Source organism: Mycobacterium sp. URHB0021, assembly GCF_054057895.1.
This window is the reverse complement of the sequence record NZ_JBSRZT010000002.1, coordinates 6077078-6100286: the sequence shown is the minus strand read 5'-3', so window position 1 is coordinate 6100286 and position 23209 is coordinate 6077078. Positions and strand designations below refer to the sequence as shown.

At 66.5% G+C, this 23209-nt stretch carries 21 protein-coding genes and 5 pseudogenes; 14 read left to right on the top strand and 12 right to left on the bottom strand.

Annotation, left to right across the window (positions count from 1 at the left end):
• Nucleotides 1-679: 679 nt before the first annotated feature.
• Nucleotides 680-820, top strand: a pseudogene (locus ACVWWN_RS32455) (ATP dependent DNA ligase); the annotation flags it as partial.
• 23 nt (nucleotides 821-843) lie between these two features.
• Here ACVWWN_RS32455 and ACVWWN_RS32450 read toward each other — a convergent pair.
• A pseudogene (locus ACVWWN_RS32450) lies at nucleotides 844-972 on the bottom strand (RNase H family protein); the annotation flags it as partial.
• A gap of 227 nt (nucleotides 973-1199) precedes the next feature.
• Between ACVWWN_RS32450 and ACVWWN_RS32445 the strand changes: the two are divergent.
• From ACVWWN_RS32445 to phoU, 3 genes are all read left to right on the top strand, one after another.
• Nucleotides 1200-2282, top strand: coding sequence for an IS630 family transposase (locus tag ACVWWN_RS32445; RefSeq protein WP_457147517.1), 1083 nt, complete (start codon nucleotides 1200-1202; stop codon nucleotides 2280-2282).
• A 348-nt stretch (nucleotides 2283-2630) separates the two neighbouring features.
• Nucleotides 2631-3047, top strand: a complete 417-nt coding sequence (locus ACVWWN_RS32440; protein WP_457147516.1) for a hypothetical protein — start codon at nucleotides 2631-2633, stop codon at nucleotides 3045-3047.
• A 555-nt stretch (nucleotides 3048-3602) separates the two neighbouring features.
• Nucleotides 3603-4175 carry a phosphate signaling complex protein PhoU gene (phoU, locus tag ACVWWN_RS32435; RefSeq protein WP_457147515.1) on the top strand — a complete coding sequence of 191 codons (573 nt, stop codon included), beginning with the start codon at nucleotides 3603-3605 and terminating at the stop codon, nucleotides 4173-4175.
• Between the two features lie 847 nt (nucleotides 4176-5022).
• Here phoU and ACVWWN_RS32430 read toward each other — a convergent pair.
• Entirely contained in the window at nucleotides 5023-5169 is a 147-nt protein-coding gene (locus ACVWWN_RS32430) for an ANTAR domain-containing protein (RefSeq protein ID WP_457147514.1), read from the bottom strand.
• A 483-nt stretch (nucleotides 5170-5652) separates the two neighbouring features.
• Here ACVWWN_RS32430 and ACVWWN_RS32425 point away from each other — a divergent pair, with 483 nt between their 5' ends.
• Together ACVWWN_RS32425 and ACVWWN_RS32420 are read left to right on the top strand one after the other, a co-directional pair.
• The gene (locus tag ACVWWN_RS32425) at nucleotides 5653-6039 is read left to right on the top strand and encodes a DUF6394 family protein (protein ID WP_457147513.1); all 387 of its coding nucleotides are present in this window, start codon (nucleotides 5653-5655) and stop codon (nucleotides 6037-6039) included.
• Between the two features lie 11 nt (nucleotides 6040-6050).
• Nucleotides 6051-7859: an NAD-binding protein gene (locus ACVWWN_RS32420; RefSeq protein ID WP_457147512.1), complete on the top strand. Its 1809-nt coding sequence runs from the start codon at nucleotides 6051-6053 to the stop codon at nucleotides 7857-7859.
• 859 nt (nucleotides 7860-8718) lie between these two features.
• On the opposite strand, the gene ACVWWN_RS32415 is transcribed toward ACVWWN_RS32420, so the two are convergent.
• Nucleotides 8719-8931, bottom strand: a complete 213-nt coding sequence (locus ACVWWN_RS32415; RefSeq protein ID WP_457147511.1) for a hypothetical protein — start codon at nucleotides 8929-8931, stop codon at nucleotides 8719-8721.
• Between the two features lie 11 nt (nucleotides 8932-8942).
• A complete protein-coding gene (locus tag ACVWWN_RS32410; RefSeq protein ID WP_457147510.1) occupies nucleotides 8943-9353 on the bottom strand; it encodes a hypothetical protein in 411 nt (136 codons plus the stop codon).
• 120 nt (nucleotides 9354-9473) lie between these two features.
• Here ACVWWN_RS32410 and ACVWWN_RS32405 point away from each other — a divergent pair.
• Nucleotides 9474-10109: pseudogene (locus ACVWWN_RS32405) on the top strand (zinc-binding dehydrogenase); the annotation flags it as partial.
• Nucleotides 10110-10112: 3 nt separating this feature from the next.
• On the opposite strand, the gene ACVWWN_RS32400 reads toward ACVWWN_RS32405, so the two are convergent.
• Nucleotides 10113-11048: an NAD(P)/FAD-dependent oxidoreductase gene (locus tag ACVWWN_RS32400; protein WP_457147509.1), complete on the bottom strand. Its 936-nt coding sequence runs from the start codon at nucleotides 11046-11048 to the stop codon at nucleotides 10113-10115.
• Between the two features lie 92 nt (nucleotides 11049-11140).
• Between ACVWWN_RS32400 and ACVWWN_RS32395 the strand changes: the two genes are divergently transcribed.
• Together ACVWWN_RS32395 and ACVWWN_RS32390 are read left to right on the top strand one after the other, a co-directional pair.
• Nucleotides 11141-11431, top strand: a complete 291-nt coding sequence (locus tag ACVWWN_RS32395; protein ID WP_457147508.1) for a hypothetical protein — start codon at nucleotides 11141-11143, stop codon at nucleotides 11429-11431.
• Nucleotides 11432-12075: 644 nt separating this feature from the next.
• Entirely contained in the window at nucleotides 12076-12900 is an 825-nt protein-coding gene (locus tag ACVWWN_RS32390) for an SAM-dependent methyltransferase (protein WP_457147507.1), read from the top strand.
• Nucleotides 12901-12923: 23 nt separating this feature from the next.
• Here ACVWWN_RS32390 and ACVWWN_RS32385 read toward each other — a convergent pair.
• The 6 genes and pseudogenes from ACVWWN_RS32385 to ACVWWN_RS32360 form a co-directional block, all read right to left on the bottom strand.
• Nucleotides 12924-13115: pseudogene (locus ACVWWN_RS32385) on the bottom strand (hypothetical protein); the annotation flags it as partial.
• A gap of 47 nt (nucleotides 13116-13162) precedes the next feature.
• On the bottom strand, nucleotides 13163-13855 hold the full coding sequence (locus tag ACVWWN_RS32380) for a RibD family protein (protein WP_457147506.1): 693 nt from the start codon (nucleotides 13853-13855) through the stop codon (nucleotides 13163-13165).
• Nucleotides 13848-14786 carry a lysylphosphatidylglycerol synthase transmembrane domain-containing protein gene (locus ACVWWN_RS32375; protein ID WP_457147505.1) on the bottom strand — a complete coding sequence of 313 codons (939 nt, stop codon included), beginning with the start codon at nucleotides 14784-14786 and terminating at the stop codon, nucleotides 13848-13850. The genes ACVWWN_RS32380 and ACVWWN_RS32375 overlap by 8 nt, the downstream gene beginning before the upstream one ends.
• Nucleotides 14787-14889: 103 nt before the next feature.
• Nucleotides 14890-15915 carry a glycosyltransferase family 4 protein gene (locus tag ACVWWN_RS32370; protein ID WP_457149361.1) on the bottom strand — a complete coding sequence of 342 codons (1026 nt, stop codon included), beginning with the start codon at nucleotides 15913-15915 and terminating at the stop codon, nucleotides 14890-14892.
• 5 nt (nucleotides 15916-15920) lie between these two features.
• Entirely contained in the window at nucleotides 15921-16319 is a 399-nt protein-coding gene (locus ACVWWN_RS32365) for a 6-pyruvoyl trahydropterin synthase family protein (protein ID WP_457147504.1), read from the bottom strand.
• 5 nt (nucleotides 16320-16324) lie between these two features.
• Complete coding sequence (locus tag ACVWWN_RS32360) at nucleotides 16325-17305, bottom strand: dehydrogenase (RefSeq protein WP_457147503.1); 981 nt, start codon at nucleotides 17303-17305, stop codon at nucleotides 16325-16327.
• Between the two features lie 102 nt (nucleotides 17306-17407).
• On the opposite strand from ACVWWN_RS32360, the gene ACVWWN_RS32355 reads away from it, so the two are divergent.
• The 3 genes from ACVWWN_RS32355 (at nucleotide 17408) to ACVWWN_RS32345 (ending at nucleotide 21843) form a co-directional block, all read left to right on the top strand.
• Nucleotides 17408-19891, top strand: coding sequence for a CDP-alcohol phosphatidyltransferase family protein (locus tag ACVWWN_RS32355; RefSeq protein ID WP_457147502.1), 2484 nt, complete (start codon nucleotides 17408-17410; stop codon nucleotides 19889-19891).
• On the top strand, nucleotides 19892-20287 hold the full coding sequence (locus ACVWWN_RS32350; RefSeq protein ID WP_457147501.1) for a DUF932 domain-containing protein: 396 nt from the start codon (nucleotides 19892-19894) through the stop codon (nucleotides 20285-20287).
• 539 nt (nucleotides 20288-20826) lie between these two features.
• Nucleotides 20827-21843, top strand: a complete 1017-nt coding sequence (locus ACVWWN_RS32345) for an ABC transporter substrate-binding protein (protein ID WP_457147500.1) — start codon at nucleotides 20827-20829, stop codon at nucleotides 21841-21843.
• A 146-nt stretch (nucleotides 21844-21989) separates the two neighbouring features.
• Here the strand turns inward: ACVWWN_RS32345 and ACVWWN_RS32340 are convergent.
• Nucleotides 21990-22082 (bottom strand): annotated as a pseudogene (locus ACVWWN_RS32340) (DUF6131 family protein); the annotation flags it as partial.
• Here ACVWWN_RS32340 and ACVWWN_RS32335 point away from each other — a divergent pair.
• Together ACVWWN_RS32335 and ACVWWN_RS32330 are read left to right on the top strand one after the other, a co-directional pair.
• Nucleotides 22057-22440 (top strand): hypothetical protein, encoded by a 384-nt coding sequence (locus ACVWWN_RS32335; RefSeq protein WP_457147499.1) that lies wholly within the window; start codon nucleotides 22057-22059, stop codon nucleotides 22438-22440. The pseudogene ACVWWN_RS32340 and the gene ACVWWN_RS32335 sit on opposite strands and share 26 nt — an antisense overlap.
• Before the next feature lie 24 nt (nucleotides 22441-22464).
• Complete coding sequence (locus ACVWWN_RS32330) at nucleotides 22465-22980, top strand: hypothetical protein (protein ID WP_457147498.1); 516 nt, start codon at nucleotides 22465-22467, stop codon at nucleotides 22978-22980.
• Nucleotides 22981-23209: the final 229 nt, after the last annotated feature.

Genomic DNA, 23209 nt, shown 5'->3' with positions numbered 1-23209 from the left:
GCCGCATGCCCTGATCAATTGAGGGAGAACAATGTCAGTGAAAATCGTGTCAGTAACTTCAGTACTCGCAGCCTGCGTCGCGGGTGCCGCGATCGCGTTCGGGCCGGCCGCATCGGCTGAAGAGCCCGACGATTGCGCGTTGGGCGGTACTGCCATGGTGTGCAACCCCCCAGCGTTCCGGCGCCGCCGCAAGGGGATACCGGTGGTCGGGGCCCAGGCGGGACGAATAATCAGAACGGCGCCTACGGGCCGGCGGGCGACGCTCCTCCGGTCGGGGGCGGTCAGTAGGTCGTCGTGGCACAGTCGCGGGGACGCAGCGTGATTTAGCGTCTCCGTAGCTTGTCGTAGGAGCGACATCAGGCAATGGAGCACATGGCCTTGGCGAAGGCCCAGAGGCGCCGTTACCACCACCACCCGTCGTCCGTTGCTCATTTCCGCTGCGCCCGACGCCACCTGAGAACCGAGTTGACCGATTCGTCTCCGGACTGGATGGCTGCGGTGGTGCCCAAATGCAGCGTGTCATCTTCGACTCTTACTCGGCGCGGCTGTGTTTAGCCGATTCAGTTGGGAAACAGCGAGACGAATATCGAGCTTCCTCATCGATGTCGAATCAGGCGCCTCGCGAGGCCTCCCAGCTGGCTGGGGTGACGGGCAGCGTCCGCTTGTGTCCACTTACTACGCAAAGGGGGTCTCCTTCGTCCGTCCGGAACTCGTTGGTGAGGTCCGCTACAGCGAACGCACCCCCGATGACCACCTTCGCCATCCGAGTTGGCGAGGCTTGCGCCCGGACAAGGAACCCGACGAAGTCGTGTGGGAGTAGCTGCCTCCGATGACCTGTGCGCGAGAAGCATCGATAACCTCCTGCCTGCCCCTGGTCGCCAGGACGTCAGCCAATTCGTTGTCGGCCACGCCCGAATGTCCCTTTACCGAGAACCACTCGACCCGGTGGCGCGCGCAACCATCTGAAGCTCGGCCCTGCGCCGGGCACGCCGGAACTTGCCGGCTGCAAAAGATCGGCGATAGTCCAGAGCCGACTTGTCTTGGCCCTTCTTCAAGGTTTCGCTTCAGCGTCAGCGGTAACTACTTCGGCCGTATGGTGCACAGCATCTTCGCAGGAAGGCAGTCGCAGCATGATGGGACTAGGACTGCTAGTGGTGTGTCCTGTAATTAATTGATGATTCCTTGGTAGGCTTCACGCCATGAGGCAACCCGTTCCGGCTCTGTCGGTGTCTACAGGGCAGCGTGAGGTTCTCGAGTCGGTGGCGCGGTCGCAGTCCGCGCCGCATCGCGAGGTGGTCCGCGCGCGGGCGTTGTTGATGGCGGCCGACGGTCGGGCGAACACGGCGATCGCGGAATCGTTGTCGGTGTCGCCGGGGTCGGTCAGCAGCTGGCGCGCCCGGTTCGCCGAGGAGGGGCTGGTCAAGTTCGCCCAAGTCCGCGAGGGCCGGGGTCGCAAGAAGACGATCCCCCAGGACAAGATCGATGAGATCGTGGATCTGACACTGAACTACCGTCCCGAGGGCGAAACCCATTGGAGCTGCCGGACCATGGCCGCGGCTACCGGGGTGTCGAAATCGACTGTGCAGCAGGTGTGGTCGGCCCGGGGCCTCAAACCGCACCGGGTCGAGACGTTCAAGCTGTCCAACGATCCGAACTTCGAGGAGAAGCTGGTCGATGTCGTGGGGCTCTATCTGAATCCCCCCGAGAAGGCCATCGTCTTGTGCGCCGATGAGAAGTCCTCGGTGCAGGCGCTCGACCGCACCCAGGCATCGCTGCCGATGGTCAAGGGGCGGGGCGAGACGATGACCCACGACTACAAGCGCCACCGCACCACCACCCTGTTCGCCGCTCTGAACGTGCTGACCGGCATGATCATCAGCCAGTGCATGCCCCGGCACCGGCATCAGGAATGGTTGAAATTCCTCAAGAGCATCGACCGGCAGGTCCCCAAGGACCTGCAGATCCACCTGATCCTGGACAACTACGCCACCCACACCCACGACGATGTCCGCCAGTGGCTGGATAAACACCCCCGGTTCCACCTCCACTTCACCCCGACATCGTCGTCCTGGCTCAACCTCGTCGAACGCTGGTTCCGGGAACTGACCGACAAAGCGTTGCGGCGCGGGGTCTTCCACTCAGTGCCGGACCTCGTCGCCTCCATCCAGGAATACATCGACGCCCACAACAACGACCCCAAACCCTACGTGTGGACCGCCACCGCCGAGTCCATCCTGGCCAAAGTCGCACGCGGCCGGATCACACTCGAAAAAGTCAGCTAAAAGCAGGACACACCACTAGGTAGTAGCGGCTTCGGTGTGTCAGCCAGTCGGCATGGGGGAGGCAGAAACCGACGGCCCGGCATCGCCATCGCGGTGTCCGATCACCGTCGGTGCCCGCCCTCTCAACGAGATGACCTCCAACACGTTCCGTCTGTCGGGGCTGCACATGGTCGCGGCGCTCCTGGCGCTGGGGGATATGTGCACATCATGGAAGGCACGACGGCATGGGCGACCATCATCTCGTCGAATTAATCGGTCCTATTTTTGCAATACCACGTCGTCAAGCAGTTTCACCGCAGCGTCCCCGGGTATCACCTGAGCCCTTTCGGTATAACACTAGGAGTTGCCATGGCCCGTGCCACCATATTTCACCAGATGCATGACCTCGGCCTGGGCGCGTGGTTCGGCGGCACACTGGCCAACGCCGTCGCGCTCAATCCGGCCGCCTCCGCTGGCGGTTACTCCTCGCGCGTCGGTGCGGTCGCCAACGCCGGATGGGATCGTTGGACGCCGGTGAACGCGGCCGCGATCGGCCTTCACCTGATCGGTGCCGCCGGGCTGCTCAAGCACGACCTCGGTCGGGCCGCAGCGCAAAAAGGTGTGCCGGCTATGGCCGTCACCAAGACGGCCCTCACCGTCGCCGCGGTGGGCGTGACGGCCTACAGCCGGCTCCTGGGAAAGAAGGTATCCCAGCATAAGGATGTTCCAGCTTCCGACGGCACCACTCCCAATGCCGCCACCCCACCAGAAGTCGCCAACGCGTAGAAACAGCTCGCGGTCCTTCAGTGGATGGTGCCCGCGCTGACCGGAAGTATCGCGGCCATCGGCGCCTATGCGGCCGAGCAGTACCGACCCGAAGAGGTGACCAAAGGTCTGGTTCAGCGCCTGCTGCCTTAGGAGCCGCGTCGTTCTGCTTCGATAGGCGGGAAGCGGTGAGCACCGGGAGGTGCTGTTTGCTCAACACCTCAGTTGCGGCCGGCGACCACCTTGAAACAGACTGCCAGACGCAACCCAATCGAGTCCGTTCCCGGGTCGAGTGATACCTAAGGCGTTTGGAGTGAACCGTTATTTTCAACGGTCGGATGCTCTGCTGGCGCCCACGGGGGGTGATAAGTGCTGCCGCGCAACACCCAGTTCGCTCGCCGTCAGTCCCCGTGGTGTGGGCCCACTCCCGGATCCAACCAGCCTCAAGGAGCGCGTTGAGACGATATGTCGTGCTAATAGGACCTTTTGCGACATACAGGACATCGATCGCGCCCAGCGTCAGCGCTGAACCGACTCCAACGCGGCGAGCTTGACGGATGCTCGCTGGGACAGGCGATGCAGTCCGCCACGCAAGCGCTGCTGCAGGCCGACCTGGAGCGGGCCGAACACGTCATCACCGACCATGGTCAGATCACCGCGCGCTTAGTGCGTTTGGAAGAGGACGCATTCACCTTGCTGGCCCTACAAGCACCGGTGGCCGGCGAGCTGCGCGCCGTCATCGCCGCGATGAAGAATGTCGCCGACGTCGAACGCATGGCCGCTCTGGCACTACACGTTGCCAAAACCGCCCGTCGACGCCATCCAGCCCACGCGCTTCCCGAGGACGTCAACGGATACTTCGCCGAGATGGGTCGCATTGCCGTCGAAATCGGCGATACTACAAAACGCGTTGTGCTTGAGCGTGATTCACATCAGGCGACAGACGTGCGAAACGACGACGACGCCATGGATGACCTGCACCGCCATTTGTTCACGGTGCTGATGGACCGCGAATGGACACACGGAGTTCCCGCCGCTGTCGACGTCACCCTGCTGGGCCGCTACTACGAACGTTTCGCCGACCACGCCGTCGAGATCGCCCGCCGCGTCATCTACCAAGCCACCGGCACCACCGACATCCCCGACTAATGGAGAGTCGATTCGCGTGGTGTTTACGGGCTTGAGGTGCTTGCGCGGGGGATGCTGATGGTGGAGCCGCTGGCCGGTGAGCACCGTCTCTCACCGCAATGAGCGCTGATCACACAACCGGCGAACTGCTTGCCGATCGTCGATGGTGAGAGGGCTTTGTGACCTTCGGTGCGCGTTCGGTGTGCTGTCCAGTGCCCGTCAGAAGGTGCTCACTGATGATGTCGTCGCCAGGGCGGTATTTGCCAGCAGCGTCTCTTGTTCGAGAAAACTTTCAGACGCTTCGGCAGGATGAACACACTGAGTTCTCCAGCGCCAGGTGCTGCCCGCAACTGGGGCAGCTGAAGCCGGGCATGGGCAAATTCGGTCAGTGAACGACTTTGGGCCTCCAGCGGTCGTGGCGCCACCCAAGTCTGCCGACGCGCCACCGGCCTCGCACCCCTGGGCGGACACCCGTCGCAACCCAGGCAGGGAACGTTCTCTCTCACGACTCACACGGAAGCCTCCTAAATGAAGCGCGAACACCCGATGACCGGGAGCGGCTGGGTTCGAGCCTGACCGCGCTGGGGCTTGGGCGATGCCGCCGGGACGCAGTTGGCGCCGTCGCGGCTGTGTGGCGGCCGCGCCGGCTCTTTCAGAACCGACGCGGCCTGGACGGGCGAGGTTACCGGTCACCTCCCCCGTCCTGAGGATGCCGGTACCCCCTCATCGGTGGACGAAACGCGGATGGGTGTTGAAGCGGTTGGGCTGCAGCATATTTCACGCGCAAGACAATTTGCCGCGGCAGACCGGGTCGGCGATGTCGTGTCGAGGCGCCGCCTCGCCTCCAGGACTCTGGCTTGTAACCGCGCTACGGTCCTCGGCTGCTGGGTCTGCGTTGCGGAAGTTGGTCACGGATGCGAGAGGCGATGTCGCGAAGCTTGACGTTCTCCCGCTCGACCGCTCTGAGCAACGCGAACGCCTCGTCGGCACTGCCGCCGTAACGGGTGCGGAGCACTCCTTTGGCTTGGTGGTCGAAAACCGCGATGTAGCTGTGTGCATGACAATGCACCTGAAGTAAGCACTCGTATCGCCATTGCGGTCGGCGCCTCGGCCCGGCATCACCGCACCTTCCGCATCGACGTAGCTCTGCACAAGTACGCCTTCGAGGTAAGTGATGACGACTGCGTCGGCATAGTCGTGTGGACGACCGCGTGTCGGTGTGTTGGACACGGTGACGGCACCTGTGGGCCGGACACCATGCAAAGTGTGTGCCGGCCGGGCGGCGATGAGGGCGGGTTGTTGGTTGATCCCTGGCCCGTCGCCTAGTGCTCACCCTCAGGATGCTGGGCTTCGACCGGGGACCCTTTCGGATGGTGGCACGACTACTTGTGCCTGAACAAGCTCGGTATCGGCGGTTTGCGAACACGCCCGCAGCGACGTTGCCTTCGTTAAGTTTGGCGCGGGGGATCTGGAAGATCGTTCGGGGAGGGGAGGGCGAATGAACCTCGAGAAGGTGGTCTTCGGATTCTTTGTGCTGTTCGCCGCCACGCTGAACTTCGGCTTCTTCATCGGCGACATCGGCGACTCCGCGTTGCACAACAGTTACGAGCTCTACGCGGCGGTGGTCGTCAACCTCATCGCGACCGTGCTCAAGTTCGGTGACCGCACGCAGATCGGGGCCGTGCACCTTGCCACGAGCCTGGTCGCCGACCTCCAGCTGATTGCCGCAGCGCTCGTCTGGGGATTCGCCTCCTACGTCGCCGCCGAGGGCCTGACCCGGGAGGCGACCGCCAGTGTGGTCTCCCTGTCCGGCGGCGCGCTGATGGCGAACATTGTGTCGGTGGTGCTGTTGGTGGTCGAGACCGTATCGTTTCAGCGCCGTTAGGGGAATCAGCCGTGAGTAACCCGCTGCTGCTGTTCTGGTACCGGTTGTTCGCCACCGAGCCGGTGCGCCGGTCGCCGCGCTGGCGGGTGCCGATGTCCAGCTCCCGGAAGGCCTCGGCCACAATCTTTTTGGTCATGCGCCGGATGCGGGTGCCGCTGATCGTCCTGATCGTGATCTTCGCAATCAGTACCCTGGGTCTCACGCTGATCCCCGGCCAGGATGCGCAGGGTCGCCCGTGGCGCATGGGCTTCTTCGACGCCTTCTATGTCATGAGCTTCACCGCCTCCACGATCGGCTTCGGCGAGATCCCGTACCCGTTCACCTACAACCAGCGGATGTGGTTGACGATCTCGATTTACCTCACGGTGGTGGGCTGGGCGTACGCCATCGGGTCGCTTCTGGCCCTGCTGCAGGAACGCGGCTTCCGGCAGGCGCTGGCCCTGCAGCACTTCACGCGCAAGGTCGAGCGGATGCGGGAACCGTTCCTGCTCATCGTCGGCTACGGGCGCACCGGCGAACTCCTCGCCCGCTCACTGGACGCGCTGGGCCGGCGCTTCGTAGTGATCGACCGGGACGACGGGCGCATCGACGACCTCGACCTCGACTCCTATCATGCGGACGTGCCCGGCCTTGTCGCCGATGCTAGCGACCCCGGGCACCTTGCCGTTGCGGGCTTGGACCTCCCTTCTTGCGAGGGGGTGCTCGCGCTGACCGACGACGACGAGGCCAACCTCGCCGTCGTGCAGGCGGCGGCGCTGCTGCGGCCGGATCTCCCCGTGATCACCCGGGCGGTCTCACCGACCACAGCCGAGCGGATGCGCGCCTTCGGTACTCCCACGGTCGTCAACCCGTTCGACCGGTTTGGCGACCACCTCCGCGTAGCGCTGCGTGCACCCGCGTCCTATCAGCTCATGACCTGGCTGGAGAGCGGTCCCGGCGCTGCGTTGCCGCCCCGAGGATCACCGCCGTCACACGGACACTGGGTGATCTGCGGGTACGGCCGCTTCGGGCGGGAGGTCACTGAGGACCTGCAGGCGGAGGGTCTCGACGTCACCGTGGTGGAGCCCTCGGACATGGCGGAGCACCACCCGGACGCCATCGTCGGTTACGGCTATGAACCGAGCGTGTTGGGCCGCGCCGGTATCGAACACGCGGTTGGCTTCGTCGCAGGCACGGACAACGACACCACTAACCTCTCGCTGATCGCGGCGGCCCGGCGGGCCAACCCGACGCTGTTTGTCGCGGCCCGGCAGAACAAGGCGGCCAGTGCGCCGCTGTTCGGAGCTGTCGAGGTGGACTCGATGCTCGTACCCGCAGACGTCGTCGCACATGAGGTGTATGCCCAGCTGTCCACACCCCTGATGTGGCGGTTCCTGCAAGAGGTGCCCAGGCGCGAAGACGCCTGGGCCGCCGCCGTCGTCAGCCGCCTGACGCAGCTGTGCGGCGAACACCTGCAAGCGGTATGGAAGGTGCGGCTGACGGCAACGGAGGCCCCGGCACTGCAGGCGTGGCTCGCCGAGGGCGGGGCCCTTCTGGGGGATCTGCTGCGTAACCCGGACGACCGCGACGAGCCCCTGCACGCGGTCCCGCTGCTGCTCGCCCGTGCCGGCGAGGGTGACAACGGCGCTCACGTCGAGGTCGCCCCTGACGACGACTTCGAGCTGGCCCCCGCAGATGAGCTGCTGCTCGTCGGCTGGCCGTCCGCGCGTCGCCTGCTTGACGCCACTGTCCTGGTCGACGCCACCCGAGAGTACGTCGTGCACGGACGGCATGTGCCCTCCAGTTGGGTCTGGCGCAAGCTCACCCGCAGACCCGCCTGAGTTTCCACCGCCGGGAGATCGGCCCATCTGGGACGCGGACCAAGGCGCGCCTTGCTTTCCTCTACGAAATCGCCGCCTGCCACCAAAGACCGTCGCGGCGTCGGCTAGAGAGCGGACGACCCTGACCAGCTTGGTCGAACTGTATCGACGTGCTTTGTCTTCGCGTCTGAGTTTGTCGATGATCCGGTAATACGTTGGTTGGACAACTTCCGCCCGAGCGGCCACCCATCCGGGCTTCACGGCATGTTGTCGACGCGGCAAGCACTCTTGCGGGCGCGGTTATGGACCAACGCCGCGGCGTCGTCGACAGACCGGCGAACGCACTTGAGCGTGCAGAACACCCCAGTAGCCCGGCCCGCGCCACGGTGGCACTTTGGGCCGCTTGCCCTCGTGTCATAGGCCAAGAAACCGCGTCTTCCGGAAGCGTCGATCCGCGGGCAGACACAGGGGAGCAAAGATGGAAATTGCCGCTTTCATTTGCTTCATGGTCCTTTGATTGCGTTGCCGGACATTTTCATGGTCCGGTAACCGGCACGCGGGCTGAGCACCACGGCGTAGACGCGTGGGTACGGAAGACGCCCCGGCGCCCGCAATGTTCAACTCGAGCGCAGCGGCCTCAGGCTCGACGGGCTTGTCGGGAACGGTTAGGGGTGTGGACACCGCAACTGCCTTCGTTGATTGCTGGTACCAACAGAGCGGCCATATGTAGGTCACGAACACGATTTTCAGGCCCATAACCAGCTAGGCCTGACCGACGAGGGCGGCACGACCGGTGCGGACCTGCCCGCGATCCGCAGCAGGCGGCGCGCGGTGACTTTGCTGTGACGACGCGCGGCGCCCGAGTGCAGATGGTCTGAGCTCAGGGGGTAGTTTCACGATCGTTCATCTGCGCGCGCACGTCGGCTCGTGCAACAGCCTCCGGCAGTTCGATGCCGGTGCGCTGCTTGTACTGCTCGATCATTGATGCGACCGCCTCGTCTTCGGTCAGACCCGCCGGTATTTCGGTCCTCACGTCATATTGCTGGGCCTCGCGGCAAACCGCATCGTCAAAGGCATCGTTGAATTCCACCATTGGCCTGTCTTTCATCGTCGGGTCCAGCGGGCGATCTCATCATGCTGTTGGATGACGACAGGCAGGTCAACACTGTTCGGCCGATGAAGACCTCGCTCGGGGACGTCATCGCGCGGCCAACTTGGGGTCGCAAAGCGGCGATACAAAGCAACTGGCGGTCGCAGGTCACAAGTCGTGTCGCTGATCCGAACCGGTGTGCCGCAGTCGAATTCAATCGACTCGTGATCAACGGCTTTCCCCACTTCAAAGCAGGATGCCGCGAAGGCTGCGGCTTTCATTTGCTTCGCGCCCGCTTCCGCTGCTCCCCAGTAAGGCTGACGTGGCAGGAGTGACAAAACTATTGCGACATCGGCCGGATCACTGAGTAGCTCGATCCGTCCGGTCCATTGCGCCACTCCTGTGATGGTGTATCCCAATCCCACGCGCGTAACCTTTCGCCTTAAGACCACGGAGATGTTAGGGGAGTCGTTGGTGAGATTCCTTGGCCCGCAGCATAATCCTCGTGTAACAGCGAGTTTCTTCACGGCATAATGTCGGTTCGGGCCGACTTCTGCGATATCGCCGGCGGCGACACGGTCGCGGTGTGGGGTGCCGGCGCCGTCGGGCTGATGGCCGCGCGCAGCGCCCTGCTCAACGGTGCGGGCCGGGTGATATCCATCGACAGGATTCCCGAACGCCTCGCTCTCGCCGAGCAACTCGGCGCCGAAGTCATCAACTACGCCGAGGTCGACAGCGTGCAGGAGGTGCTGGGAGAAGCGACGGGCGGCCGCGGTCCCGACGCGGTCATCGAAGCCGTCGGCATGGAGGCACACAGCACCGGCGCCCAAGAAGTCTACGACCGCGCCAAGCAACTCCTGCGGATGGAAACCGACCGCGCCGCTCCGCTGCGCGAAGCGATACTGGCCTGCCGGAAGGGCGGAGTCGTCTCGGTGCTGGGAGTCTATGGGGTCACCGACAAATTCCCGATGGGTGTCCTGATGAACAAGGGACTCACGCTGCGCACCGCGCAACAGCACGGCCAGCGCTACATCCCGCAGTTCTTCGACTACGTCGAACAGGGCGACCTCGACCCGTCGATTCTGATCACCCACGACCTGCCCCTCGAAGAGGGCGCGCGTGCCTACGACATGTTCAAGAACAAAACCGACGGCTGTATCCGGGTTGCCTTGCGGCCCTAGCCTTCACGTCGGCGGATACGGCAGGCCGAACTCGTCGGCCAACAGGCTCTGCACGATGATCATCGCCGCCTGCGAACCCGCCGCGACCGCGCCCGCCAGGTGCGGCTGCTGGGCGCAGGTGTCCCCGGCCGCAAACACGCCGCCCGCGCTGGTGCGGTGGATGTCATCGATACCGATCGCGTCGACTGCCAGCGCTCCGGGCGCACATGCCGCCCCGAGCTGCTCGGCAAGCGGTGCGCGCTGGCGCAGCGGAGTTTCGACGAGCAATCCGTCGCGCGCCAGTCGGGTGCCGTCGGCGAAGGCGACGTCAGTCAGTTCGCCGTCGTGACCGATCAATTCGACGATGCGGCGGTCATCGACGATCACGTCGGCCGAGCGCAGGGCGTCGACGTCGGCGTGCGACAGATCGGATCGCCCGTCGGTCAGAGCCACGACGTCGTCACTCCACCCCCGCAGCAGCAGCGCCGCGTGCACGGCCTCCTCACCGGCGGCAAGCACCGCCAGCCGTTTATCGCGCATCTCCCAGCCGTGACAGAACGGGCACTGAAACACCGAGGTGCCCCATAATTCGGGCAGTCCTGGTATCTGCGGCGGACAGTACAGCATGCCGGTCGCGAGCAGCACTCGTCGGGCGCGGATCGATCCACCGTCATCCACCTCGAGAACGAAACCGCTGTCGCAGCGATGGCCACGTCGCACCTGCCCGCGGCGATAGTCGACGCTCGGATACCACGACAACTCCCGTCGGCCGGCGGCATACAACTCCGCCGGCGGGCGCCGGTCATAACCGAGGAAACCTCCGATGACCGGTGACGCGCGGTTGCTCTGCTCTTCGGCGTCGATCACCACCGTTCGCCGACGCGCCCGGCCCAACACCAGCGCGGCACTCAACCCGGCCGCCCCGCCCCCGACGACCACGCAGTCCCACTCTTCAGGCATGACCTTTGATTCCCGGCGTCGTGGCCGTCAAACTTGGATGTCCGAATTAGTCGGGGGACCGGGCCGAGGACACCTCGGCGTTGGTGACGCAGGTGGCGTTCAATTTCTGTGGGATCCGCGTTGAGAATTTTGGCGAACGCCGTTTTGGCATCATCAAGGACTGCCATTTCGGTGTGGGTCTGAAATGCCGACACCACGCCATCAAAGACGCCTTTCACCAAGTTGCCCAGCACTCTAACGCCTACGGCAGCCTTCTCGTCAGCAGCCATCCGAGCAGCAGAGCAAGGGCAACCATGATGGCCAGCTCTAATGCATCTGCCAGCCCCACCGGAGTTCACCTGCCTGCGTTCATTCTACGAGGTCAAGGGCTGTTCAGCGGGTGAGGACGCCACCTCCCGTGGGATCGACGCTCACATTGCGGCAGCTGCCCGTCACCGCGCGGCGCGCGACGCCAACCTCGCGCGGGTCAGCAAAGGTGACGTCGCGCCAGGGGTAACCCCCGGCGCTGCGCAGCGGACACCCACGGGCCGAGGGCGCCTCGACCTCGCGCGGGTCAGAGGATCAATCACCTAGGCCATTCCTCGTTGCCGATTCTGGTCGTCCCCCGTCGGGCGTCAAGGTTTGTTCTCCTCGCTGCACTGCAGGGACCCACCTTGACTCTCCTCCTCGACGACGACAGGGCGGCGCGGCAAGGAACGAGGAATGGACAAGATCGCCTTAGCAAACCGTGCTGTGTGCAATGCGAGTGACGCCTAACATCACCTACTCTTGATCCGAACAGGGACAGTCGACCTAGCAACCACATCGAGCGTTGCAGCCCCGGTTGCTGCGTCGGCTGCCACCGGCATGCCCAGACCGGCAAGCGGCAGGCCCACCGGCACTTCGCAATCTCGTGGGAACGCTGTTGAACGGACAGGATGGTTCGGGCGTGTCGATAAGTACAGATGTTTACGCGTGTTGCTAGCGTCCGGTCCGCTGGAAGGCGAGGTGAGCGGCTCATGAGGGGTCAGGCGTTGGCGGAGGCGGCATGAGGACGGGACCGGTCAGGGCCAGCTCCGAGTGGCTGAGGTTGCGGGAGCCCGCCGACGCGGCCGCCCGGGCGTGCGAGCTCGCCGAGAAGGTCCGGTCGTACCTGCCGACCCACGGCGTGGCGACCATCCACGACCTCGGTTGTGGCACCGGGTCGATGGCCCGCTGGCTCGCGGTGCGGCTTCCCGGACCCCAACACTGGGTGATGTACGACCGGGACGACGAGCTGCTCACCCTCGCCGCCGCAAACCCGCCCGACACGGCCCCCGACGGGGCGCCGGTCACTATGGTGACGCGTCGGCGCGACATTACGCGGATGGAGCTCGTGGAGCTGGCGGGCGCAGCGCTCATCACCGCCTCGGCGCTGCTGGACATGATGACAGCCGAAGAGCTCGAACGACTCGTCGTCACCTCTGCCGGGGCGGACTGTCCGGTGCTGATCGCCCTCAGCGTCACAGGCCGTGTCGAGATCACGCCGGCCGAGCCGTTCGACCAAAGCGTCACAGACGCGTTCAACGCCCACCAGCGACGCACCACAAGCGCCGGAAGGCTGCTCGGTCCCGACGCGGTCGGCGCCGCGGTTGACGGCTTCACCCAGTTGGGCCTCGAAGTCCTGGTCCGCCCGAGCCCGTGGCGGCTCGGCGCCGGTCACGCCGCTCTCGCGGCCGCCTGGTTCACTGGCTGGCTGGCCGGAGCATGTGAGCAGCGACCTGAGCTGCGGGCGCATGCTCGGTCGTACGCAACGCGACGCCTGGCCGAGGCATCCGCCGGCGACCTGTCTGTCACCGTGCACCACCAGGATGTGTTGGTGCGGCCGAGATGACAGCTCAGAAGTCGGCAGTCGCACCGCTCGCTCCCGAGGACGTCGCCGGTGAAGCACACGCCGTGGATCCGGACCAGCGGCGGGACCTCCCGTCCGCAGACACCACCGCCGCCGGCCAGGCCGAGGGCGAGCTGCTCGCGGCCGTCGGCGAGCCAGTCGAACGTGTAGGCCCGCGCGGTCGTGCCGAATCCGTCAGCGAACCGCGGCAGCAGCATGACCTAAATACCGATCATCACCGCGAGCAGGTACATCGTGTCCGCCATCAGTCCTGGTCGAAACGATCCGAGAGCGCGTAGCGCAGGAGTACCACGTCGCCGAGCCGGTGCACCTCCGCGAGTTTCGCACGGTGGTCAGGGTTCCACGGGTAGCTTCCATCGCCCACGAACCGCTTCGCCCGTGAGTCGCCCACGAAGAAAGGCGCCACGACCAGGTGCAGCTCGTCCGCAAGACCGGCCGTGAGGAACTGGGTGAGGACCTTCCCGCCCCCCTCGACCATCAGCCGCCTGACACCGCGGGCGCGCAGGTCCTCGCTGATCCGACACATTTCGATCGGCCAACCGCCGTCGACGACCGTGGCGACCGCCCCGAGCCGGCACCGAGCCTCCACCACGGCGTCGGTGAGACAGTAGACCAGCTTCTCGATGTCACCGGTGACGAAGAAGGCTGCGCACGGGTCCAGCTCAGCGCGACTGGTGACGGTCACTTTGATCGGGGTTGGCGGCAGGCCGTGGGCGACGCGCTCGGCCCGCCGCGATGACGCCCGCACCAGCAGCCGGGGGTTGTCGTTGCGGACGGTTCCGGCGCCAACGAGGATCGCGTCGCTATCCGCTCGCACGGCGTCGACCCGGTCAAGGTCGGCATCGTTGGACAACACGAGACGTTCGTCGGTCGCGGTGTCGATGTAGCCGTCGATCGACATGCCGCAGCTGAGCAGTGTGTACGGGCGTTCAGGCATGTACGACACCCTCGACTCGCGCCGCCTGTGCCCCAGTCGGCTCGCACGCGCCGTCCCGACGGCGCGCTCGCCCGGCCACCAGCATGACGGCACCAGGCAGGGCGGCGACGAGCGCGAGCACGCCGTACACCACCGCAACGGTGACGCCCTGAGCAGCGCTCAGCCCGACCGCGCCGAACACCCACGCGGCCGCCCCCTCGCGCGGGCCCCAGCCGGCGATGTTCGCCGGTACAGCCGAGGCCAGCAGCACGATCATTGCGAGTGGAAGCAGCCGACCCGCCGGCAGCTCCGTCCCGCTCACCTGCACCGCGACCACGAACACCGCGATGTGGCCCATCACGGCGACGACGGAGGTGAGCACGATGCCCGGCCAGGCGCGCCTCGAGAGGACCGAGCCCCGGAGGTCGCTGGTGACGGCGCGCGCGATCCGGGTCGGAAGGTGCCCTGGCCTGCCCTGTAGCAGCACGACGACCAGCACGATGCCGGCGATGGCCGCGACCATCCAGACGACGACGAGACGAAGAGAGGCCCCCGGCAGGGGCAGCAGGAGCACGACGGCTACCGTCAGCAACACCTGCACTGCCTGCCCCGACACACGCTCCCACGCGACCGACCGCAGGCCCCGCCCCAGATCGCCGACGGCACGCCCGTGGAGCACGCCCCGGTGCACGTCGCCCAGCACCCCGCCAGGAAGCGTGGAGTTGAGGAACTGGGATCGGTAGTAGGCACTCACCGCAGTCCGCAGAGATACATCGACGCCAAGTCCGCCCGCGACAAGGCTCCACCGCCACGCACAGCACACCGTGGTCAGCGACGTGATCGCCACAGCAGCGGCAAGCGCCCAGGCCGTCGTCAGTCTGAGCCCGTCCACGAAGGGGCCGGCGCCCACCCGCCAGACCAGAACCGCGAGGATCGCAGCGCCGCCCAACATGCGCGCCCAGGTCCAGATGCTTCGGCTGATGGCGATGCCTCCGAACTCCTCGTTGTATCCCCCAACAGTGGCACGGGGGCCACCTGGCTGCTGGTTTATCCGGTCAACCGGCGACTTCGGACAGCACGGCCGACAGCTCGCGCGAGGTCTGCGCCCAGTCCGAAAGTCTCTGTCGCCGGGACCGGGCCGCCGCGCGGAGCCGCTCGCGCTCCCGCGGGTCACCAAGCCACCAGCTCAATGTCTGCCCGAGAGTCTGCGGGTCGCCGGGCGGGACCAACAGGCCGGGCCGGCTGCCGTCGGCTGCGTGGCCGAGGGCCTCGGGTACGCCACCGACCTCTCCGGCGATGACCGGAAGCCCGCGGGCAAGCGCCTCGGTGACGACCATGCCGTAAGTTTCTCCGCGCGAGGCCAGCACCAGGACGTCCGCCTCTGCGTACGCGCGGTCGAGCTCGTCGTCCGTGAGCGGGCCCGTGAAGCACACACGATCACCGAGGCCCCTGTCTTCGGCCAGCCGTCGCAGCCGTCCGACGAATTCCACGTCGAGGTCGAGCGCGCCGACGCAGACGCATCGCCAGGCAGGGTCGTCGACCGTGGCCAATGCGTCGAGCAGGAGATCATGGCCCTTGAGCGGGGTGACGCCTCCGACGCAGAGCAGCCGCCCGCCAGACGGGGTACCCGCCGCCACTCCGGCTGCGTCGACACCTGGCGGCACGACGTACACGGGATTGCCGGGAAGCGAGTAGTGGTCGCTCAACCACTGTCGGGTCCACTCGCTCGTGGCCACGATCGCGGACGCCACCGACAGTGCTGCGACCTCGCGCGGCTCGTCCCGCGGCATGTGCAAGAGTACGACGAGGCGCAGCCGGCCGGCTTCCGGCTCGAGCACCTCCGGCACCACCGACGCGACCAGGCCGTCGACGAGAACCACTGAGCCAGAAGGCACCTGAGCCAGCGCCGCAGCAACGGCCGCCCGGGCCGGCGCATCGGGCAGGGGCCACCGGCCGTGCACGGCGTGCTCGTGGACCGACCAGCCAAGCGCAGCAAGCCCGCGACAGGCCCGGCGGTCGTACACGTTGCCGCCGCTCGGCCGCCGTGGGTCGTCGATCCCGTCGGGGACCACGACGTGCATCTCGTTCACAACGATCTTTCGTAACTCGCCCGCGCGATGTGCGACTCGCGCAGCGTCACCTTGATCCGGGCCAGCCCACTCGCGGAGTTCCCAAGCTCGCCGCCCTCGACACGGCCGGCGAGCCGGTCCGCGATCAGCCTCGCGAGGACCTCGGTGGTTGTGTTGCGCCCCGCGAGCTCCGGCACCTCGTCGAGGTTGCGGTAGTTGAGGTCCGCCAGGACGCCACGCAGCCCCTCAGTGGCCGCGCCGATATCCACCACGATGTCGTCGGAGTCGAGCTCGACCCGGGAGAAGGTCGCGTCCACGATGTACGTCGCTCCGTGCAGGCGCTGCGCGGGCCCGAACACCTCGCCGCGGAGGCTGTGCGCGATCATCACGTGGTCGCGGACGGTGACGCTGAACATCGGTCCTACCCTTCGTCGTAGGTCAGCGTGTGGCAGAGCGCGCGGAGCCTGCCGTCGGACAGTCGGGCCATCACGTCGGGCAGCTCGTCGAACGTGGATGTGCCGGTGAGCAGCGCGTCGAAGGCCGGATCCCGAAGCAGGTCCAGCGCGAGCGCGCGTCGCTCAGCCGTGGTACGCCGTCCGCGCCGGGCCGCCGCGACATCGCCGACCTGGCTGGCCCGGATGCCGAGGCGTCCGGAGTGAAAGGCCCCACCGAGGAACAGCTGGACCGACTGGTCGCCGTACCAGCTGAGGTCGACCACCGTCTCGTCCGCGGCGAGCAGGGCCAGGGACAGCTGCAGCCCGGCTGACGTCGCGCTGGCGTGGAACACCAGGTCCTGACCGCCGAGGGCGTCCTCGGGCAGGGCGAAATCGACGCCGAGGGAGGCCGCGATGTGCGCACGCGTGTCGTCCACGTCGACGAGCGTCACCTGCGTTCCCGGCACCCCACCAGCCAGCCGGGCGACGCAGCACCCGACCATGCCCGCGCCCACGACCGTGATCCGGTCGCCGACCAGCGGCGCGGCGTCCCACAAGGCGTTGACCGCAGTCTCCGCCGTGCCGGCGAGGACGGCACGCTCCGGCGGGACCTCGTCGGGGACCACCGCAACGGCGTCGGCTGGCACGACGTACGCCGTCTGATGGGGGAAGAGACAGAAGACAGTGCGCCCCCGCAGCTCGTCGGGACCGCGGTCGACGACGCCGACGTTGAGGTAGCCGTACTTCACCGGGCCCGGGAAGTCGCCCTCCTGAAACGGTGCCCGCATCACGTCGTACTGGCTCTGCGGGACTCCGCCACGGAACACTAGCCCCTCAGTGCCGCGGCTCACCCCGGACCGCAGCGTGCGCACCAGCACCTCGCCCGGACCCGGCTCCGGCAGCGCGACCGTGCGAATCTCGCCCCGGCCCGGTTCGCGGATCCAGAACGCGCGCGCTTCCGTCGGCACCCGCACCCTCCTCTTCCCGCCCGGATGAATCGAAGCGTCGCCTTTACCGTATGACTGTTCGTACCCCTGCGATACGAAGGCACGGTGCGTCGGATGGGTCGAGTGCGTACCTGGGTCCCGACTGGCCCGCTCACCGGCTTCGTCTGCCTGCTCGCGCTCTTCGGTGTCCTCGCGGCGACTACCGGCCTCGGCGCGTCCGGCTGGTTGGCCGGTGTCGCCTGCGGAGCCGGCCTTGCCGCCCTGCTTGCTCGCGCGATGACGTGTCACCGCCAGGTCAGACTGGGGCCGGCGGACAGGGTGACCCTGGCTCGCGCCGTCCTCGCCTGTGGGGTCGGGGCGCTCATGGTCGATTCGTTCGGGCGCCAGGCGCCTGCGGCGATCCTCGTGGCGATATCGACGGTGGCGCTGGTACTCGACGGTGTCGACGGCCGGGTCGCTCGGCGCACCGGCACCGCCTCGGCGTTCGGGGCCCGCTTCGACATGGAGGTGGACGCCTTCTTGATCCTGGTCCTGAGCGTGTACGTCGCACGTGAGTCGGGCTGGTGGGTGCTCGCGATAGGGCTGGCCCGGTATGTGTTCGTGGCCGCCGGTTGGGTGCTGCCGTGGCTGCGCGGTCCGCTGCCGCCCCGGCAGTGGGCCAGGGTGGTCGCCGCGATCGTGGGTGTCGTGCTGACCGTCGCGGCGTCCGACATCCTGCCCGATGCCATGACCACCGCGATGCTCCTCGTCGCGCTGGGCCTGCTCATCGAGTCGTTCGGCCGTAGCGTCTGGGGGCTCTGGGTCTCAGAGCATCTCTCCCAAATCTGCCGCCGCAGCCACGGCGCCGCATCGCGACCAAACGGTGTTCTTGGCCCTCGATGCGTCACGCCGCGCTCTGGCACCTTCCCCTTGCCGGATCGGGCGCGGACACCACGGCTGCTTCCCGGCATCCTTTCGAGACGCATCCTCACCGGGAGCCCATCCCGGGCTCGCGCCACCGTGACCTCGGCCCTGGCCCTGCTCCTGGTCTGGGCTGCGCTCGTCGTGCCCGACCGCGTCGAGGACCTGACGCCGAGTGCCTTCCTCCGGATCCCGGTAGAGGGCCTACTCTTCGTCGTCCTCGTCCTGGTGCTGCCAAAGGTCGCACGGATCCTCGCGCTCTTCGGCGGGCTCGGACTCGGTGCACTGACGATTGTGCGGCTGCTCGACATGGGCTTCCACTTCGCCTTCGACCGCCCGTTCCACCCCCTCTACGACACGGCGTATGCCGGCTCCGCGGTCGGGCTGCTCGGTGACTCGATGGGCCGCGCGGGTGCCCTCGTCGTCGACATCGGAGCCGGGCTGCTCACCGTCGCGCTGATCGCCTTGCTGCCGCTGTCCGCGGTGCGCCTCACCCGGCTCGCGGCGACCCACCGGCTGCCGTCGATCCAGATGCTCGCCCTTCTGATCGCGATCGCGATGGTCACCACGTTGTCCGGTGCCCGGCTGGGGCCGGCTGGACCAATCGCCTCCACCGCGTCGGCCCGGCTCGCCTACAACCACGCCACGCAGGTCCGTGACGACCTCCGCGGCCAGGGGGAGTTCGCGCGGGCGCTCGAGCAGGATCCTTTCCGCAACACGGCGGATGACGACCTGTTGACCGGACTGCGGGGCAAGGACGTTCTCCTGATCTTCGTCGAGAGCTACGGACGCACGGCGCTCGACTTCCCCGTGATTGAATCTGCGCTCGGGGCCGGGGAATGGCGGCTGCAAAACGCCGGGTTCTCATCGCGGAGCGGCTTCCTCACCTCGTCGACATTCGGGGGCCTTAGCTGGCTCGCTCACATCACCCTGCAGTCCGGTCTGCGGGTGGACAACCAGCGGTGGTACGACCACCTCGTCACCGTCGACCGGCTCACTCTCACCGATGCGTTCGGTCGTGCCGGCTGGAGAACCGTCGCCGACATTCCAGCCGGCAAGGAGGACTGGCCGGCGGCGACGACGTACTACCACTACGACCAGGTCTACGACCGCCGGAACCTGGGATATGCCGGGCCGCGGTTCAGCTATGCCTCGATGCCGGATCAGTACACCCTGGCCGCGCTCCAGCGCCTGGAGCTTGAGCGGCCGAACCGGGCACCCGTCATGGCCGAGATCGACCTGGTCTCCAGCCATACCCCGTGGGCGCCGCTGCCCCGGCTCGTCGACTGGAGCCGGGTCGGCGACGGCTCGGTCTTCGACCCGATGCCGGCCGAGGGCGAGTCACCGGAGGAGGTGTGGCGGGACCCCGACCTGGTCAAGGCCGCCTACGCCAAGTCCATCGCCTACTCACTCGACGCGGTGACCTCGTTCGTGCAGCAGCTCCACGACCAGGATCTGATGCTCGTAGTCCTGGGCGATCATCAACCGGCGAGCATCGTCGGCGGTGCAGGGGTGAGCCACGACGTGCCGGTGAGCATCATCGCCGCCGACCCGGCGGTCATGGATCGCGTGGCGGATTGGGGCTGGCAGAAGGGGCTGCGGCCGGACGCCGGCGCACCGGTCTGGCCGATGGATGCCTTCCGGGACAGATTCCTCACCGCGTACAGCCCCCCGCCGCCCGCGCTCTCGTCCCCGGCGCATCACTAAATGCGCCGAACCCATGATCAGCGCCCAGGGAGTCACCACACCGCCGCCGCTGGCCGTGCTACCAGTTCGCAAGTGTACGAAGGAATCCCATCACCTTGCGCCAACGTGCTCGGCGTGGTTGGCGCCAGATACGATCCCGTCCAAAACGAAGAGTCCTGCGCACTACTGGACTCCCTGGTCGATGAGGGCCGAGCACATTACGAAACAGCCGGCGCTCCGCGAGGGGGCGAGACCTTTGTCACGATGCGGCTACCCGAGGCGCTGACGGTGCGCGGCATGCTCGGCAGACCGGTTGCAGCGCGCTGCAGATGGACGGACAGGCCACCGCCCAGACCCGCGAGAAACCGAAAATGCGATTCACCCCGGTTTCGCAACTGGGCCAACGACACCGCGTGACGCTGGCCTAGCTGAAAGAGGACGCGAGATCGAATCGTCCACTCTTGGAGTCTGATCCGACACGGCCGGGCCTATGTCGACTCAAGCGCATTTTTCACTGCGTACCGCCTTTCGATTCGCGAAACCTCAAGGTTCGCCTATGGATTCGCGCACGCGAAGCGGCATCGCGAAAATGGAGATCGGGCGGAAGCTATCCCAACCACCCGTCATCGCTCACCACCTCTGCCGCGCCCCCAAACCGCCAGACACTCGTCCGTAAAGAGTGACGCGCCTCCGCGCACCAGTTCCGCCACCGCCAAGACTGACACTGGCCCGCGGCGCCGGTGTGGGATTCCCCTCCGGAAACGAATCGGAATCCGCTACGTCGGTTTCCGCATCACGCCGGACCGGAGTCGGTGCGGATTCGGACACACGTCATCGCGATGAGCTGCGCGCCGCAGCCGTCCCGGCAATACGTGCGGGCTACGTGATCGAGGCGCCGTCTGAACCCTGTACTCCCCGGGAGGCGGGCGGTTTTTCGACTCGCTTAAGTTGTGGGCGTGGCAGCTCGCGCAGTCCTGGTTACCCCACTGTCAGGGCCGCTGGCCAGATTCGGGAAAGCAGGGGCGAGCGCCCTTGCGCTCTGGGCCGACCGTTCCGGAGTAAGTCTGGAGGTCATCGACGCTCACCCCTCTGCGGCGTCCGCGATACGGGCCGCCGAAGCTAGCGGGCCCGACGTGGTGTTCGGGCCTTACGGATCGGGGCCCGCGCTCGCGGCCGCGGCCGCCAGCAACGGGGTCGTCTGGAACCACGGTGGCGCCACCGCCCAGCTGGCCCGGCCGGCATATCCGCGTGTCGTCAACATGGAGTCGCCCGCTTACCGCTATCTCGCCGCAGTGCTCGAAACCCTTGTCGCCGAAGGTCTCGTTGAGGGGTCGGAGGTGGTAATAATGCACGTCGACACAGGGTTCGGCCGCGAGGTGGCCGAAGGGGCAGCGGTGGCGGCGCGGCGACTCGGTCTCCTGCGGCAGTCGGTCACTTTTCGGCCAGGCCGGGCGAGAGACGTGCTGGCGCAAGTTCCGGCGGGCGATGTGCTCTTATCGGCCGGTTCCTTCGACGATGACGTCGCCATCGCGCAGTGGGCCAGCCAATATCGTTGGCGTGCAGTTGGATCGGTCGCCGCGGGGGTCGGTGAGCTCCGGAACGCCATCGGTGATCGCGTTGAGCGGCTTTACGGACCGTGCCAGTGGTTCCACGACGGGACAGATGATCCCGCGGACGGACCCAACAGCGAGTGGTTCAGCCAGTGTTACCGTGACGCGAACGGTACTGAGCCACCGTATCCGGCTGCTGCGGCCTTCGCCGCGGGTGTCGTTTGGCATCGCTGCGTGAAGGAAGCCGGCACCGTTGAATCCTTGCCGGTGCTGGCCGCGTCACAACGAGTCGATACCACCACCTTGTTCGGTCGGTTTCGTGTCCACCCGGTCACCGGCGTGCAAACCGGGCACCAGATTCGCGTCGTTCAGTGGCGAGACGGACAGCGGATACTGGTTGATCGGCCGCGTCGTCGGACGTGAGCGTCAAAGATACATCAGCTCGTGCATGGGCCGGTATCTCGGCGGCGGGTCATGCCTCAGCTAGCTAACACCGCGCTGCCGCACTTCACCCCGGCGTCACCCCGGCGACTGCGGCTGCCTCAACGGCAGTGACAGCAGGCTTGCGGCTAGTACCAGTAGCGCCGCCCGCCGACTGGACGACCCGACTGGCCCAGGATCAGCAGCACCACACCGATGATCAGGACGATCCAGCCGATCGTGGCGAATCGCCGACCATCTCTTCGACCCGCGGCGATCGCCGCGATCCGGCGGGCGCGGGCGGCCGCCCGCGAGACGGTGTGGCAGCGGCGTTGCCCGATCGCTTCTGTGTCTCACGCTAACGCCCGTACCAATGTGTTCGCTCGTCGGCTGATCGTTGAGCGTGTCGCCGCCGGTTGGCCGGCCGCGCACGTGGCTGATTCGCGAGCAACGGTGTACAAGTGGCTGCAGCGGTATGCCGAGGGCGGGATGCCGGCTGGGCGATCGTTCGTCACGAGCCATCGGGTTGAGCAGAAGGTCTTCACCGCCCGGCGACGCCGTAAGCGCAGCGCTGTGGTGCTCGCCGCCGAACTGATCTGAATCCGTCGACGGTGGGACGGATCCTTGGCACGCCACCAGGTGCCACCTCTGAGTGCGATCGACCCGATCACCGGCGAGGCGGTGCGCTCATCGCGGCGCAGCCCCCACCGCTACCAACACCCCACGCCGGGGGTACCAACACCCCACGCCGGGGGCAATGGTCCATGTCGACGTCAAGATGCTCGGCGGCATCCCCTCAGGCGGGGATGGCGGCTGCACGACCGTGCCGCTGCGGTCTCAGTTGCCAACCGGTACAAGAAGTTCAAGATCGGCTACGACTACGTCCACACCGCGATCGATGACTACACCCGGCTGGCCGATAGCGAAGTTCTCCCCGACAAGAAGGACCCGACCTGCGCTGGCTTTCTGCACCGCGCAATGGTCTGGTTCGCCGCCCACGGCGTGCGTGTGTGTCGGCTAGTGACCGACAACGCGTTGGTCTACCGGCGCGGCACCAACTGGGGCTGGGTGTGTTCGGCCTGGCAGCTCAAAGTGGGCCTACCCCTGGACCAGCAACAGCCTGCGTACACGCGGTCTTGACCAATTCCTTCACCGCTATAACACTCGACGAGGCCACTCCGCCCTAGGCGGACGACCACCAATCAGCCGGCTCGCCGCCTGACAACAACGTGTCAGGTCACGACACAGCAGTGTCCCCGCACCTTGTCGACAGGGCGTACTCGAGCCAACACCCCGGTGCGGTAGCCATTCCGATATGAGTCGAGCCAGGGCCGAACATCGAACACCGTACGTCCACGTTCCGTCGTGC

Excerpts from the sequence above, each read along its gene's own strand:
- ACVWWN_RS32335 (WP_457147499.1), top strand. The coding sequence starts at position 22,057 with ATGATCAGGACGATCCAGCCGATCGTGGCGAATCGCCGACCATCTCTT.
- ACVWWN_RS32415 (WP_457147511.1), bottom strand. The coding sequence starts at position 8,931 with ATGGTGGAATTCAACGATGCCTTTGACGATGCGGTTTGCCGCGAGGCC.
- ACVWWN_RS32350 (WP_457147501.1), top strand. The coding sequence starts at position 19,892 with ATGCGCCGAACCCATGATCAGCGCCCAGGGAGTCACCACACCGCCGCC.
- ACVWWN_RS32445 (WP_457147517.1), top strand. The coding sequence starts at position 1,200 with ATGAGGCAACCCGTTCCGGCTCTGTCGGTGTCTACAGGGCAGCGTGAG.
- ACVWWN_RS32390 (WP_457147507.1), top strand. The coding sequence starts at position 12,076 with ATGAGGACGGGACCGGTCAGGGCCAGCTCCGAGTGGCTGAGGTTGCGG.
- ACVWWN_RS32375 (WP_457147505.1), bottom strand. The coding sequence starts at position 14,786 with ATGTTGGGCGGCGCTGCGATCCTCGCGGTTCTGGTCTGGCGGGTGGGC.
- ACVWWN_RS32370 (WP_457149361.1), bottom strand. The coding sequence starts at position 15,915 with ATGCACGTCGTGGTCCCCGACGGGATCGACGACCCACGGCGGCCGAGC.
- ACVWWN_RS32425 (WP_457147513.1), top strand. The coding sequence starts at position 5,653 with ATGAACCTCGAGAAGGTGGTCTTCGGATTCTTTGTGCTGTTCGCCGCC.
- phoU (WP_457147515.1), top strand. The coding sequence starts at position 3,603 with ATGCAGTCCGCCACGCAAGCGCTGCTGCAGGCCGACCTGGAGCGGGCC.
- ACVWWN_RS32365 (WP_457147504.1), bottom strand. The coding sequence starts at position 16,319 with ATGTTCAGCGTCACCGTCCGCGACCACGTGATGATCGCGCACAGCCTC.
- ACVWWN_RS32380 (WP_457147506.1), bottom strand. The coding sequence starts at position 13,855 with ATGCCTGAACGCCCGTACACACTGCTCAGCTGCGGCATGTCGATCGAC.
- ACVWWN_RS32440 (WP_457147516.1), top strand. The coding sequence starts at position 2,631 with ATGGCCCGTGCCACCATATTTCACCAGATGCATGACCTCGGCCTGGGC.
- ACVWWN_RS32400 (WP_457147509.1), bottom strand. The coding sequence starts at position 11,048 with ATGCCTGAAGAGTGGGACTGCGTGGTCGTCGGGGGCGGGGCGGCCGGG.